Annotated in this window: 11 protein-coding genes and 1 other RNA gene; 9 read left to right on the plus strand and 3 right to left on the minus strand. The window is 40.7% G+C overall.

Translation table 11 applies throughout. The annotated features are described in order from the left end of the window. The 3 genes from QMF79_RS05825 to znuC form a co-directional block, all read right to left on the minus strand. Nucleotides 1-169: biotin/lipoyl-containing protein (locus QMF79_RS05825; protein WP_345739941.1), on the minus strand; the 169-nt coding region annotated here is incomplete at its 3' end. A 30-nt stretch (nt 170-199) separates the two neighbouring features. Beyond that, nucleotides 200-3,013 carry a 2-oxoglutarate dehydrogenase E1 component gene (sucA, locus tag QMF79_RS05830; RefSeq protein WP_281773087.1) on the minus strand — a complete coding sequence of 938 codons (2,814 nt, stop codon included), beginning with the start codon at nt 3,011-3,013 and terminating at the stop codon, nt 200-202. A gap of 241 nt (nt 3,014-3,254) precedes the next feature. Further along, nucleotides 3,255-4,067 (minus strand): zinc ABC transporter ATP-binding protein ZnuC, encoded by an 813-nt coding sequence (znuC, locus tag QMF79_RS05835; protein WP_281773088.1) that lies wholly within the window; start codon nt 4,065-4,067, stop codon nt 3,255-3,257. A gap of 208 nt (nt 4,068-4,275) precedes the next feature. On the opposite strand from znuC, the gene mepM reads away from it, so the two are divergent. The 9 genes from mepM (at nt 4,276) to rnpB (ending at nt 14,381) form a co-directional block, all read left to right on the plus strand. Further along, entirely contained in the window at nt 4,276-5,685 is a 1,410-nt protein-coding gene (gene mepM / locus QMF79_RS05840; protein WP_281773105.1) for a murein DD-endopeptidase MepM, read from the plus strand. Nucleotides 5,686-5,703: 18 nt separating this feature from the next. Beyond that, entirely contained in the window at nt 5,704-6,417 is a 714-nt protein-coding gene (gene dsbC, locus QMF79_RS05845) for a bifunctional protein-disulfide isomerase/oxidoreductase DsbC (RefSeq protein ID WP_281773089.1), read from the plus strand. A 3-nt stretch (nt 6,418-6,420) separates the two neighbouring features. Next, nucleotides 6,421-8,136 carry a single-stranded-DNA-specific exonuclease RecJ gene (recJ, locus tag QMF79_RS05850; protein WP_207799804.1) on the plus strand — a complete coding sequence of 572 codons (1,716 nt, stop codon included), beginning with the start codon at nt 6,421-6,423 and terminating at the stop codon, nt 8,134-8,136. A 135-nt stretch (nt 8,137-8,271) separates the two neighbouring features. Beyond that, nucleotides 8,272-9,120, plus strand: a complete 849-nt coding sequence (locus tag QMF79_RS05855) for an OmpA family protein (protein WP_111312962.1) — start codon at nt 8,272-8,274, stop codon at nt 9,118-9,120. Between the two features lie 86 nt (nt 9,121-9,206). Further along, a complete protein-coding gene (locus QMF79_RS05860) occupies nt 9,207-10,025 on the plus strand; it encodes a pyridoxal phosphatase (RefSeq protein WP_111427290.1) in 819 nt (272 codons plus the stop codon). Between the two features lie 19 nt (nt 10,026-10,044). Continuing rightward, nucleotides 10,045-11,757 carry a nitrate/nitrite two-component system sensor histidine kinase NarQ gene (gene narQ, locus QMF79_RS05865; protein WP_281773090.1) on the plus strand — a complete coding sequence of 571 codons (1,713 nt, stop codon included), beginning with the start codon at nt 10,045-10,047 and terminating at the stop codon, nt 11,755-11,757. A gap of 47 nt (nt 11,758-11,804) precedes the next feature. Next, nucleotides 11,805-12,323 carry a GNAT family N-acetyltransferase gene (locus tag QMF79_RS05870; protein ID WP_040216347.1) on the plus strand — a complete coding sequence of 173 codons (519 nt, stop codon included), beginning with the start codon at nt 11,805-11,807 and terminating at the stop codon, nt 12,321-12,323. Nucleotides 12,324-12,499: 176 nt separating this feature from the next. After that, nucleotides 12,500-13,927 (plus strand): aspartate ammonia-lyase, encoded by a 1,428-nt coding sequence (gene aspA / locus QMF79_RS05875; protein ID WP_281773091.1) that lies wholly within the window; start codon nt 12,500-12,502, stop codon nt 13,925-13,927. Between the two features lie 73 nt (nt 13,928-14,000). Further along, nucleotides 14,001-14,381: RNase P RNA component class A (rnpB, locus tag QMF79_RS05880), an RNA gene on the plus strand. Nucleotides 14,382-14,417: the final 36 nt, after the last annotated feature.

A 14,417-nucleotide genomic window follows, 5' to 3' on the forward strand; every position in this document is an offset into this window, starting at 1 on the left:
CAAGCACGCCGTCTACAGGGGCAGGCACTTCAAGAACGACTTTGTCGGTTTCGATTTCGACTAAGACTTCATCACGGGTTACTCGGTCACCTGCTTGTTTATGCCAAGTTGCGACAGTTGCATCTGCAACTGATTCGGGGAGAACGGGAGTGAGAATTTCAGTTGTCATATCAGGTTCCTTTTTTATCTCAAGCCTAAATTAAAGTGTTAAGGCTTGTTCAATCAATTCACGTTGTTGTTTGTTATGTAATGAGGCGTATCCTACCGCTGGTGCGGCAGATGCTGGTCTGCCTGCGTAAGAAAGTTTTGCACCTTCTGGAATAACATATTCAAAATTATGTTTGCTGCAATACCAAGCGCCCTGGTTTTGAGGCTCTTCTTGGCACCATACGAAATCAGTTACGTGCGTATAAGGCTCAAGGATTTTTGCCACTTCTTCGTAAGGGAATGGGTAAAGCTGTTCGATACGAATAATTGCCACATCAGTTTGTGCTTTTTTGCGACGCTCTTCAATTAAATCGTAGAATACTTTGCCTGAACACATTACCACACGTTTCACTTGGCTTGGTTTGATTGCATCAATTTCACCAATCGCATTTTGGAATGTACCTTCTGTGAGTTCTTTTAATGAAGAAATCGCAAGCGGATGACGAAGCAATGATTTTGGCGTAATCGCAACCAATGGGCGACGCATTTTACGAATCGCTTGACGGCGAAGCATATGGTAAACCTGTGCTGGTGTACTTGGAATACACACTTGGATGTTCTGTTCAGCACAAAGTTGTAAGTAGCGCTCAACGCGAGCTGAAGAGTGCTCTGGGCCTTGTCCTTCATAGCCGTGTGGAAGTAGCATCACTAAGCCACACATTCTGCCCCATTTTTGTTCTCCAGAGCTGATAAATTGGTCAATCACAATTTGTGCACCATTGGCAAAGTCACCAAATTGGGCTTCCCAAATGGTTAAGGTTTTCGGGTCTGTGGTTGCAAAACCATATTCAAAGGCAAGTACGGCTTCCTCAGAAAGTACAGAGTCCCACACTTGGAAACGCCCTTGGTTCGCATGTAAGTGGGTAAGAGGCACAAAGCCTGTACCGTCGTTTTGGTTGTGAACGACAGCGTGGCGGTGAAAGAATGTACCACGACCTGCATCTTCACCAGAGATACGCACGTGTGTGCCTTCATCTAATAAAGTCGCATATGCCATAGTTTCCGCCATTCCCCAATCGAACGGTTTGTTGCCTGCTGCCATCTCTTTACGATCGTTGTAAATTTTTTCAACGCGAGAATGGGCTTTAACATTTTCAGGGTATTCTGCCACACGTTTTGCAAGGGTTAGGAAACGATCTTGCGGGAATTGGTTTTCGTAAGGAGCTGTCCAGTCGTAGTTGAGATATTGTAACCAATCGACAGCTGCCATATCCATTTCACGCCATTCTGGCACAACGCATTCGCCTTGGTCTAACGCATCGCGGTAATTGTTCATCATCGCAATAGCTTCATCTTGATTGATAACGCCTTCAGAGACTAAGCGATCTTCATACACTTTACGCGGTGTTGGGTGTTTTTTGATGATGCTATACATCATCGGTTGCGTTGCTAATGGTTCATCCGCTTCGTTATGACCGTGGCGACGGTAAGAGATTAAATCAATGAAAATATCACGTTTGAAGAGGGTACGATATTCCACTGCCATTCGTGCTGCAAAAGCGACCGCTTCTGGATCATCGCCGTTTACGTGGATGATTGGTGCTTGGATCATTTTAGCAATATCAGTACAGAACTCTGTTGAGCGAGTATCGTTCGGGTTCGACGTGGTAAAGCCGATTTGGTTATTGATCACGATGCGGATTGTGCCACCTACGGTATAACCACGAGCGTTTGCCATATTTAAGGTTTCTTGCATTACGCCTTGACCTGTTACCGCAGAGTCGCCGTGTACCGTTACGGCTAACACACGATCACCTGGTTTATCGCCGGCACGTTCTTGGCGAGCACGCACAGCACCCACAACCACAGGGTTTACAATTTCTAAGTGAGAAGGGTTGAATGCAAGCGTTAAGTGAACGTTTTTATCATCCACGGCAAAATCGGAAGAGAAACCTTGGTGATATTTTACATCGCCTGTGCGGTTGTCATCGGTGTGTTTGCCCGCAAATTCATCGAAGAGTTCAGCAGGTTTTTTACCGAGCACGTTCACAAGCATATTCAAGCGTCCACGGTGCGCCATTCCCATTACCACATCATCCACGCCTTGACGGCTAGCGTGGCGGATGATCTCTTTCATCATTGGAATAAAGGCATCAGAACCTTCAAGGGAGAAACGTTTTGCACCAGGGAATTTCGCACCAATATAACGTTCCAAACCATCGGCCGCGGTTAATTCTGAAAGTAAATTCACTTTCTCTTCTTTTGAGAAAAGTGGTTTATTGAGCACACTTTCCATCTTCGCTTGGAGCCAGTTACGTTGCGTCATATCTTGCACGTGCATAAACTCAAGCCCAATGGTGCCGAGGTAGGTTTCTTTTAATGCTGTCGCAAGATCAGCAAATCTCATCGTATCTTTACCAAAAACATATTTACCGACCGTCATTGTTTCGTTTAAATCTGCCTCGCTAAAGCCGTGGTGATGGTAATCCAATTCAGGCACACTTGAGGTTTTCCAGCGGTAATAGTTGAGCGGGTCAAGGTTAGCTTGTGTGTAACCTCGGAAACGGTATGCGTTAATCCATTGCAATAGGCGCACTTGTTTTGTGCTTGCTTCTGGATCCACAACGGTTACTGCTTCTGGGATATTTTCACGGGCAAGTTTGCGGAAATAATCACGCACTTGAGAATGAGGTTGCTCAACCACCGTGGTTGAAGGGAAGGAATCAAAAATGGCTTTCCAAGACGCATCAATGGAGTGAGGGTCATCTAGATATTGTTCGTAAATTTCTTCTACGTAAGCTTGGTTCGAGCCACCGAAAGGACTGGAGGCGAGCCAATCATCAAAGTTTTTGTATTGATATTGCATAGCAGTCTAACCTTTATGGGTTGTATAGGACTTTTCAATTATACTCTAATTTTGGAGTGAGAACTGTGAGCAATGTCATATTTTTAACAAACTTTTAGCAAATCGAAGAAGAAAATTGACCGCATTGAGATGCTCATACTGAATGAAGTAATGGGTATGCACTTCGTATTTGCTTCTGCCAAATCTCCCTACTTTGCTAAAGAGGGTAGATTTGGCAGAAGTTATTGACGAAGAAATTTATTTAATTACACTGGCAAACTCCACTACATATATCACCGTGTAAATTATGATGATGGTTATGATGGTGCGAATAAAATGCCACATTCTGAGCAAACTGATCGCCAAAAAAGTGAATGAAATGCGGATCGTTGGTAATCACTTCAGGCGTTCCTGCACAGCAAATATGACGGTTCACGCAAATCACTTCGTCTGTATTTGCCATCACAATATTCAAGTCATGAGAAACCATTAAAATCGCACAGTTCAGCCAACAGCGAGTATTATTTAATAGCTGGTAAAGTTCTGTCTGCCCAGAAATATCAACCCCTTGCATCGGCTCATCAAGCACTAAAAGTTGAGGCCTGTCTAAAATTGCCCGAGCGAGTAGCACACGTTGCAGCTCCCCGCCTGATAACTTCTGCATACTATTTTCTGCTAAATGTTCAATTGAAAAGAGCTTTAATGCTTCATCAATCGCAGAAGGTTTGCAATTGGGCTTAAGTGAAAGAAATTTTTTGACAGTAATCGGCATTGAGTGATCAAGATGCAATTTTTGAGGCACGTAGCCGATTTTTAGCCCTTTTTTATGTTCCACCTTGCCTTTGGTTGGTGTCAGTAATTTAAGTAAAACTTTTAATAAGGTCGATTTTCCCCCGCCATTTGGTCCAACAATGGTCATAATTTCGTTGGCACAGATGGTTAAATTGATATTTTTTAACGCCTTATTACCGTTAAATTCCACTTCAATCTGCTTAAGTGAAACTAATATTTCTCCTTTAGTTTGACGGAGTGATTTTTCTGAACGGGGTAGAGGCGTGATTTGATGTATTCTCATACTTTCTCATAAAAAATTTAGGGATTTATTTGGTCTCTCAACTTAACGGATTTTTATCTAAATGACAAGATGGAATTTTTCTTTTACAATCTTGTCAAAAATTTTTAGTAAATTTACATAAAAACGCACAGGATAGATTTTGCCACGTATTATTTTTGCAAGGGATAGAAGACGGAAAAAAAAGAAAATAAAGATTTTTCTATTTTTGATGGCGGTTCTCTGTATGGGAATTGGCATTGCCCTTTTAGTTAAAGAACAAACATCACCTAACACCGCTCAAACAGACAATGTGGTGATTTTAGATGACTTTGATAATGATCTTGCTGATGATGTCGAAAATGCCGAACAAGAGCAACAAGGTCAGGATATAACCAATAAAAATAATGAAGAAAAAGAAGATTTAACCGAAGATACAAATGCAACCTCTTACGATGATGAGCTTAATTCTGAAGATGATGAAGAGGGGCAAGAGAGCAAAAAAGTAGGTGTTATTCAAGAAAAATTGCCTGAAGAAGCAGAGCAAATCATTGCTGATGTGGTAAATGTTGCTGATGAAGCATTACGTATTCAAGACCAATTTAGTTATGTTGTCATTCAAGGTGATAAATTGCGTGATGTGTTGGAGCAATCGGGGATTGGTAATGCAGAAGCGAATGCATTAATTCGTCAATATCCTGCATTAGGCAAACTAGAAGCAGGGCAGCAGTTCTATTGGATTTTAGACAACTACGGCGAGTTGGAATATATGAACTGGTTAGTGTCTGAAAAAGAAGAACGCATTTATGAGCGGCAGGATAACGGCAAATTTAGCTATCAACGTATCGAAAAACAAGGTACGTGGCGACAAGATGTAGTCAAAGGTGTGATTCAAGGTAGCTTTAGCACGAGTTTGCATAATGTGGGCTTGTCGGATCGCCAAATCAATCAATTAGCAGTCGGATTACAATCGCAAATTGCGACTAACAAATTGAAAAACGGGGATCGTTTTGCGATTTTGGTGAAACGTGAATATATCAATGGAACGGTAACGGACATTGGTAACGTAGAAGGGATTTTAATTGAAAGCGATGAAAAACGTTATTATGCCATTCAAGCATCAAATGGACGTTATTACAGCAATCACGGTGAAACGCTCACGAAAGGCTTTGCTCGCCAACCATTGTTGTTTACTGCACGAGTTTCTTCGCCGTTTAATCCTCGCAGATTGCATCCGATTACTAAACGTGTGCGTCCGCATAATGGAGTCGATTTTGGCATTCCATCGGGTACGCCAGTAATTGCACCAAGTGATGGCGTGGTAGAACACGTTGCTTTCCAAGCTCACGGTGCAGGTCGCTATATCAAAATTCGTCACGGGCATATTACCACCGTGTATATGCATTTAAGTAAGCCATTAGTCAAACCAGGACAAACTGTGCGGAAAGGGGAGCGAATTGCTCTTTCTGGTAATACAGGCGGTTCAACTGGTCCGCATTTGCACTATGAATTTCATATTAATGGCAGACCTGTGAATCCAATGACCGTGAAATTACCAGGCTCTGGCTCGGATATGGCAAGTAAAGATCGTAAAAACTTCTTAGAACGTGTGAAAAATGTTCAAGCGAAACTTAAACTTTAAAATATGAAGTAGGAAATTATGAAAAAAAATCAGATTGTCAAATTAGGTTTTACCCTATTCTCAGCAGGATTGATCTCTGCAAATGTAATGGCAGATGATGCCAATTTAAAAGCAACTCTTGAAAAAATGGGAGCAACGAATGTTCGCATTAGTGATTCGGCAATCCCTAATTTTAAAACGGCAAGTTCAAATGAAGGTGTGGTTTATATCAGCGATGATGGGCGGTATGTCTTAAATGGTCAGATCCAAGTATTAGAAATCAAAAATGGCAAAGTGACAGATATTACGCATCAATCCAAAATGGCAGAGCTAAATGCGTTACAAAATGAAATGATCACTTACCCCGCTAAAAATGAGAAGTATGTGGTAAATATTTTTATGGATATTACCTGCCATTACTGCCATTTAGTGCATCAACGAATTAAAGAGTATAACGATGAAGGTATTACCCTTCGCTTTTTAGCTTTCCCGCGCGGTGGAATGAATACACAAACTGCAAGACAAATGGAAGCAATCTGGACGGCAACGGATAAAGTGAAAGCATTAAATGACGCAGAAAATGGCGAATTACCAAAAACATTAAAAGCACCGAATATTGTGAAAAAACATTACGATTTAGGGATTCAATTTGGTGTTACTGGCACTCCTTATATGGTTACTGAAACAGGTAGTGTAATTGGTGGTTACGTGGAGCCAAAACAGCTTGCAAAAATGTTGGCGGAAGAAAAATAAATTGTGCAAAAAATTATAAAAAAACGACCGCTTTTAACGCAGGAAAAACTCTCTGATCATCCGCTGTTAAACCGTTTGTATCAAAGCCGAGGCATTCAATCTCCTCAAGAATTAGAGCGAACATTGAAGTTTTTACATCGCCCAAAACAGTTGGCGGGCATTGAACAAGCAGTCGAAATTTTAATGCAAGCCTACAAAAAGCAATCTCAGATTGTGATTGTAGGCGATTTTGATGCGGATGGTGCAACCAGTACAGCATTGACTTTATTGGCATTACGTCAGCTAGGTTTTACCCAAGTAGAATATTTGATCCCCGATCGTTTCTCACAAGGCTACGGATTAAGTTTAAGCGTAGCGGAAATGGTGGTAGCTAAAGGGGCTGATTTAGTCATTACTGTCGATAATGGTATCTCTTCTTTTGAAGGAATTGAGTATCTGAAATCACAAGGTATCCAAGTTATCGTTACCGATCACCATTTACCTGCGGATAGCTTCCCAAATGCTGATGCGATGGTTAACCCTAACCTGCCCTATTGTGAATTTCCATCAAAATCTTTAGCAGGCGTAGGCGTCGCATTCTATGTAATGCTGGCACTACGTAGCAAGATGCGGGAAGAAAATCTATTTACGGGTACCGAACCCAATTTAGCTGAATTGCTCGATTTAGTGGCACTGGGTACGGTTGCTGATGTGGTGCCTCTTGATCACAATAATCGCATTTTAGTTTACCAAGGATTAAGCCGTATTCGCTCTGGGGCTTGTCGAGCAGGGATTAAAGCCTTGGCTGAGGTGAGTAAACGCGATTTAAGTCATTTACAGGCAGCTGATTTAGGCTTTGCGATTGCACCGCGATTAAATGCAGCAGGGCGATTAGAAAATATGTCACTAGGTGTAGAATTGCTCGTTGCGGATAATATGGATGTGGCTCGCCAATTAGCATTTGAGCTAGATAGTCTCAACCAAACTCGCAAAGAATTTGAACAAGAGATGAAAACAGAGGCTCTGTCGATTTGTGCGAAATTGCCAAAACTCTCGCAGAAAAATCAAGCCCACGGTATAACACTTTATCATCCTGACTGGCATCAAGGTGTGATTGGTATTTTGGCTTCTCGTATTAAGGATCAGTTTCATCGTCCTGTGATTGCTTTTGCCCAAGAGAGTGAAGAAAGCGAATTTATCAAAGGCTCTGCACGTTCTATTGCAGGGTTACATATGCGAGATGTGTTAGAGCGAATTGATACGCTTTATCCTGATTTAATTGTGAAATTCGGTGGGCATGCAATGGCAGCAGGTTTGACTATTCACCAAGATCATTTCCTTAAATTCCAGAAAATTTTTGACGAAGTGATTAACGAAATGATTGAACCAGAGCTATTGCAAGGCATCATTTACACTGATGGTGAATTACAAGCGGGAGAATTTTCACTTAAAATTGCCAATCTATTACAACAGGCAGGACCTTGGGGACAACATTTCCCAGAACCAACGTTTGAAGGCGATTTTAAAATCCTGCAACAGAGATTGTTAGGAGGAAGCCATCTAAAAATGATGCTAGAAAACCAACAAGGTATGTTATTAGATGCCATTTGGTTTAATATTGATACCCGATTATTCCCTGATCTTTCGATTAAACAAGCGAAAATAATTTACAAACTTGACATAAATGAGTATAAAGGCACTAAGAATTTACAGTTACGTGTAGAAAATGTAATTGTTTAATAATTATATTGAATAAATATAGAAATTCCTCGCATAGTATTGTAGAATTTTGGTGATTTCTTGAATACTTTGTTTTTTATGAAGTGTTGAGATGGTTCAATAAATAGTCTTTTATTTATAAAGGAAATTCAAATAATGAAAAAAACAACAATTTTTCGTAGTTTTGCACTATCTGCAGCAGCATTAGCAGTAGCAGCTTGTGGTAACTTAAGCAAAGTTTCAGATGAAGGTTTTATTGAGAATCCAGTATTCCCTAAAATTTCTGAATCTGAGTTTAATCACGATGGCTCTCAATTCGGTTCTTGGCCAAACTGGGAAAATGTTCGTCAAATTGAACGCGGTATGAACAAGGACCAACTTTACTACTTAATTGGTCGTCCACACTTTGAAGAAGGTTTATACGGCGTGCGTGAATGGGACTACGCATTTAACTACCGTGAAAATGGCGTACACAAAATTTGTCAATTCAAAATTGGTTTTGACAAAAATATGAACGCTCAAAGCTTCTTCTGGTATCCAAATGGTTGTAATGGCAATTCATCATTCAACCTAAGTGGTGACTTCTTATTTGATTTTGACAAAGACGTATTAACGACTAAAGGTAAAGAAGTTGTTGATAACGTTGCAGCACAATTAAAATCATCAGGTGCACAACAAGTTAAGGTTGCAGGTTACACAGACCGTTTAGGTTCAGTTGAATACAACCTTAACTTATCAGATCGTCGTGCGAAAATGGTTAAAGCACGTTTAATCGAACAAGGTGTAACAGCACAAATCGAAGCGGTAGGTTACGGTAAAGCAAACCAAGTTAAAGCGTGTGATGGTATGAGCGGTCAAGCTGAAAAAGATTGTTTACGTCCAAACCGTCGTGTAGAAATTTTTGCTAACGGTGGTGTATTAAAACAAAGCGAAGGTGGCAATGTTGCAGGTCCTAATGGTCCAGCACCGCTTTACCAAACTCCAGCATATAACTCTGGTAAATAATTTACAGGATTTATAGTTCTGAGTAGAATATAAGGGTAGCCGATTGGTTACCCTTTCTTTTATTCATTTTTTACACAGGAATTTTTATGCAGTATCAAGCCATTGCCTTTGATTTAGACGGCACGCTACTTTCCCCGAACGCTACTATTCTGGAATCAAGTAAACAAGCTATCCAAAAGGTAAGAGAAAAAGGCATAAAAGTCTATTTTGTTACGGGGCGGCACCACACAGCTGTTCGCCCATATTATGTAGAAATGAATTTAGATACGCCTGTAGTGTGTTGTAACGGTACTTACCTCTACGATTTTCAACAAGATAAAGTCTTAGAAGGCAATCCGCTTACGGCTGAATTAGCTTTGATGCTTATCAATAATGCACAAGCAGAGGGCATCCACGTTTCTGTCTATTTCCGCGATGCAATGACCTACGAGGAACTTAACCCGCATTTTGTTAAATTACAAAAATGGGTGGATTCTTGCCCAGAAAATGTGCGACCTGATGTACATCAAGTGGAAAAATTTCAAAAAGAAATTGATAATGGGGAAACTGTTTGGAAAGTGCTAATTAGTGATCCTGATTTAGCAAAAATGCAAAAGTTTGTTGAAACTTTACCGCTTGATCAAGTGAGTCCTGAATGGTCTTGGGTTGATAGAGCGGATATTACTGCAGTCGGTAACAGTAAAGGAAAAATGTTAGTGAAATTGCTTGAACGTGACAGTATCGATCCTGCTCGGGTGGTTGCTTTCGGCGATAATTTTAACGATATTTCAATGTTACAACAGGTTGGGCTAGGTATTGCTATGGGGGGATCAGAAGAGGAGGTACAACGCAAAGCAGATAAAACCATCGGTTTGAATAGTGAAGATAGTATAGCCAAAGAACTAATGCAATTATTTCAGCTTTAAATTATAACGATAATATACAATGAACACATTCGTCGTTAATCCTAAAAATTCCATTGCCCGTCGTATTGGGCTTTATTTCTCCATTATTATTGCATTTGCTACGCTGATGAGCGGAATTTCTTTGGGTATTATGTGGAGTAATCATGCTGACGCAAGGCTGATTAATGTTGCAGGTTCTTTGCGTTACCAAACTTACCGATTTTTGCCTGAAATGGAGTATTATCCTGAAATTCGTCAAGTCCGTTTAGCTGAGTATCAAGCCAGTTTAAATGCGTTACACGATGAGTTACATTCAGATTATGTACCACAGCAAGTGATTCAAGGGTATAAGAGTCTGATTACGCATTGGACTCAAATGGTTGAGTATGTTGAAAATCAAGATAAAGCACAATACTTAAGCAATGTAGAGTATTATGTTGATGAAATAGATACTTTTGTCAAACATTTACAAGCGTTTGCTGAACTTAAGTTAATAATTGCGATAGGTGTAATTGTAATCTCAATGTTGCTAATTATCTCGTTTGCCTACTATGGGGTATGGTACACTCGTCGACGCATTATCTGCCATCTTGATCAGCTCGTTTTAGCTAGCCAACAAATTCAACAAGAAGATTTTAACCACGTCGAATTAGCGATCAACGAGCCCAATGAACTTGGTGTTTTGTCGAAAGCTTTTACCCAAATGGCAAGTGAATTGGAAAAATTATATAGCTCACTTGAAGAAAAAGTGGCAGAAAAAACGCGCCGTTTAACCGCCGTAAACCGCTCCATTATGGTGCTTTATCACTGCTCGCAAATGTTGACTTCTAAGCCTATTAGCAAAGAGCTTCTACATCAAGTGTTGGAAACGGTGCTAGATAATGAACAGCTCAAAGGCATTGCAATTGAAGTTTATGGGGCGGATTATTGGAATGTTAAGATTGACCGAGGCTCGCTTTCTAACCATTGGCAACAACACGAAATCGCGATTGAAAATGAAAAAATTGCGATGTTACGTTGGAAGCCTTCTTTACTTTGTCCTGATGAGCGCCTAATTCAGAGTGTATCAGAAATGATAGGGCGAAGTGTTTATGTTGTAAAAAACCATAAGCAGCAACAGCAACTTATTCTGATGGAAGAGCGGTCGATTATTGCCAGAGAATTGCACGACTCTTTGGCACAGTCGCTTACCTTCTTTAAAATTCAGTTGAGCTTGCTTAAGCGTAATGGCGAAACAGCTCAAGATTGGCAAAAACAAGCGAGCATTCTAAATGATTTAGAAAAAGCACTGAATGATGCGTATAGCCAATTGCGAGAGCTACTTTCAACGTTCCGCTTAACCATTGAAGAGTCTAATTTGACCAGTGCATTAGAGCGAATGTTGGATACCTTGCGTGCCCGTACTTCCGCCCAAATTCGCCTAAACTGCAAATTGCCTTCTTTGATGTTTAACGCTCAAGAGCAAGTGCACGTATTGCAAATTACTCGTGAGGCAGTCATCAATGCAATTAAACACACTGATGCAACTGAAATTGATGTGATTGCAGACACCAATGCTGAGGGTGAACATTACCTGATCATACAAGATAACGGCAAAGGTGTTGAAACCATTTTAGAACCCGAAGGGCATTATGGTTTAACCATTATGAAAGAGCGCGCTTCTGAACTACACGGTGAATTGAATTTCCACAATCGCCCAGAAGGTGGCTTTCAAGTGATGGTTGTATTACCAAATATGTTAGGGCAACGCTAATACAATAAGCGGTTAAAAAATTCCATTATTTTGCAAAAGGACAGAAAATGCAGATTCGAAAATCAATAGAAACTGATTTCCAAAGCATTTTAGATATTTACAACCAAGCGATTCCAACCCATCAAATTACCGCAGATCTTGAATTGGCCACTGTGGAAAATCGCCGTGCGTGGTTTGATTTCCATCTTTCAAGCGATAAATATCCGATCTGGACGGTGGAAGATGAAACAGGGATTGCAGGTTGGTTTAGCTTTTCCCCCTTTTATGAACGCCCTGCTTTTGTACATACATCTGAGATTAGCATTTACTTAGACACAAGAGCAAAAGGCAAAGGTTACGGCTCAAAAATTATCGAATTTATGCAATCTGAAATGTTAAATCATCAGATTAATACATTGATGGCGTATGTGTTTGAAATGAATCAAGTGAGCCAAAACTTGATGTTTAAGCACGGGTTTGAACAATGGGGCAGATTCCCGAATATTGCCAATATGGGCAAAGATGAACAAAACAACGACAAATGGCGCACACTTTTGATGTTGTCGTATCAGAAAATGTCTGAGTAGGCTTTTAATTTAAATGCACCTTTGTTAATACGAGGTGCATTTTTCATTAGAAATACTAATCATAAACCTTAATTTATATCCAGTACAGGTTTCTTAAAATATGACTTAGATCACATTTTTACACTGCATTGCTTGTTAAGATCACAAACAAGTTAACACACCCAGAGGGACTTTATATGAAAGACGTACGTATTGAAGTAGATTTATTAGGTGAAAGAGAAGTACCAAATGAAGCGTATTGGGGGATTCACACACTCCGTGCGATTGAGAATTTTAACATTTCAAATAACACAATTTCCGATGTGCCTGAGTTTGTGCGTGGTATGGTAATGGTCAAAAAAGCGACCGCATTAACCAACGCAGAATTGGGTGTGATTCCAAAAAAAATCGCGAATGCGATTGTGCAAGCATGTGATGAAATTTTAGAAAACGGACGCTGTATGGATCAATTTCCGTCTGATATTTATCAGGGTGGGGCAGGTACTTCTGTGAATATGAATACCAATGAAGTGGTTGCGAATTTAGCGTTGGAAATGTTAGGTCAGCCAAAAGGTCGCTATGATATAGTGAACCCGATGGATCACGTGAATGCGAGCCAGTCGACTAACGATGCTTATCCAACAGGTTTCCGCGTAGCAGTTTATAACAGCGTGTTAAAACTCATCGACCAAGTTCACTACTTGCAACAAGGTTTTGAAGCGAAAGCGGTCGAATTTTCTGATGTTTTGAAAATGGGGCGTACCCAATTGCAAGATGCGGTACCAATGACGGTAGGGCAAGAGTTCAAAGCTTTTGCCGTATTGCTAGAAGAAGAGGTTAGAAACCTCAAACGCACAGCCAAATTATTACTTGAAGTCAATTTAGGCGCAACGGCAATCGGAACAGGATTGAACACGCCAGAAGGTTATTCCGAACTTGCGGTTAAAAATTTAGCAAAAGTCACCCACTTACCTTGCGTACTTTCTGATAACTTAATTGAAGCCACCTCCGACTGCGGTGCTTATGTGATGGTACACGGAGCCTTAAAACGCACAGCGGTAAAACTCTCTAAAGTATGTAATGACTTGCGCCTGCTTTCATCAGGCCCTCGTGCTGGCTTAAATGAAATCAACTTACCAGAGTTACAAGCAGGTTCTTCCATTATGCCAGCCAAAGTAAATCCCGTTGTACCAGAAGTGGTCAACCAAGTCTGCTTTAAAGTTATTGGCAACGACAGCACCATTACATTTGCTGCAGAAGCTGGGCAATTACAACTGAACGTGATGGAGCCTGTGATTGGTCAAGCGATGTTTGAAACGATCTCACTCCTATCAAATGCGTGTGTGAATTTACGCGATAAATGTATTGATGGCATTACTGTGAACCGTGAAACTTGCCAAAATTATGTATTCAATTCAATTGGTATCGTCACTTACCTTAATCCGTTTATTGGACATCATAATGGTGATATTGTGGGTAAAATCTGTGCTCAAACAGGTAAAGGTGTACGTGAAGTGGTATTAGAAAGAGGATTGCTCACAGAGGCTGAATTAGATGATATTCTCTCTGTTGAGAACTTGATGAACCCAACGTATAAAGCAAAACGTTTTAACGAAGAAGAGTAAAGTCAGCTAAGTAGTAGATTTTGATAATCGGTTTAGGCCTTGCAAAACGCTAATAATCGGCTATACTACGTGGCGAGTTAGTTAGACAATCGCTGGTTTATTGAAGCCCTTAACCGTGTTCACACGACCTAGTGGGACAAGTAAACGAGAGGAAAGTCCGAGCTACACAGGGCAGGGTGCCAGATAACGTCTGGGCGGCGTGAGCCGACGACCAGTGCAACAGAGAGCAGACCGCCATTTTTAGAAATGGTAAGGGTGAAAGGGTGCGGTAAGAGCGCACCGCGTGGGTGGCAACACTTCACGGCAGGGTAAACTCCACTCGTAGCAAGACCAAATAGGAACTCAATGGATGGCCCGTCCAGAGTTCGGGTAGGTTGCTTGAGCATAATAGTGATGTTATGCCTAGAGGAATGATTGTCCAAGACAGAACTCGGCTTATCGACTAACTCATCTTATTCCAGCGAACTGTTTTTAAGGTTTTAAAAGCGGT

The sequence above is a fragment of the Pseudohaemophilus parahaemolyticus genome (assembly GCF_938021905.1).
GTDB classification, from domain to species: Bacteria; Pseudomonadota; Gammaproteobacteria; order Enterobacterales; family Pasteurellaceae; genus Haemophilus_A; species Haemophilus_A parahaemolyticus_B.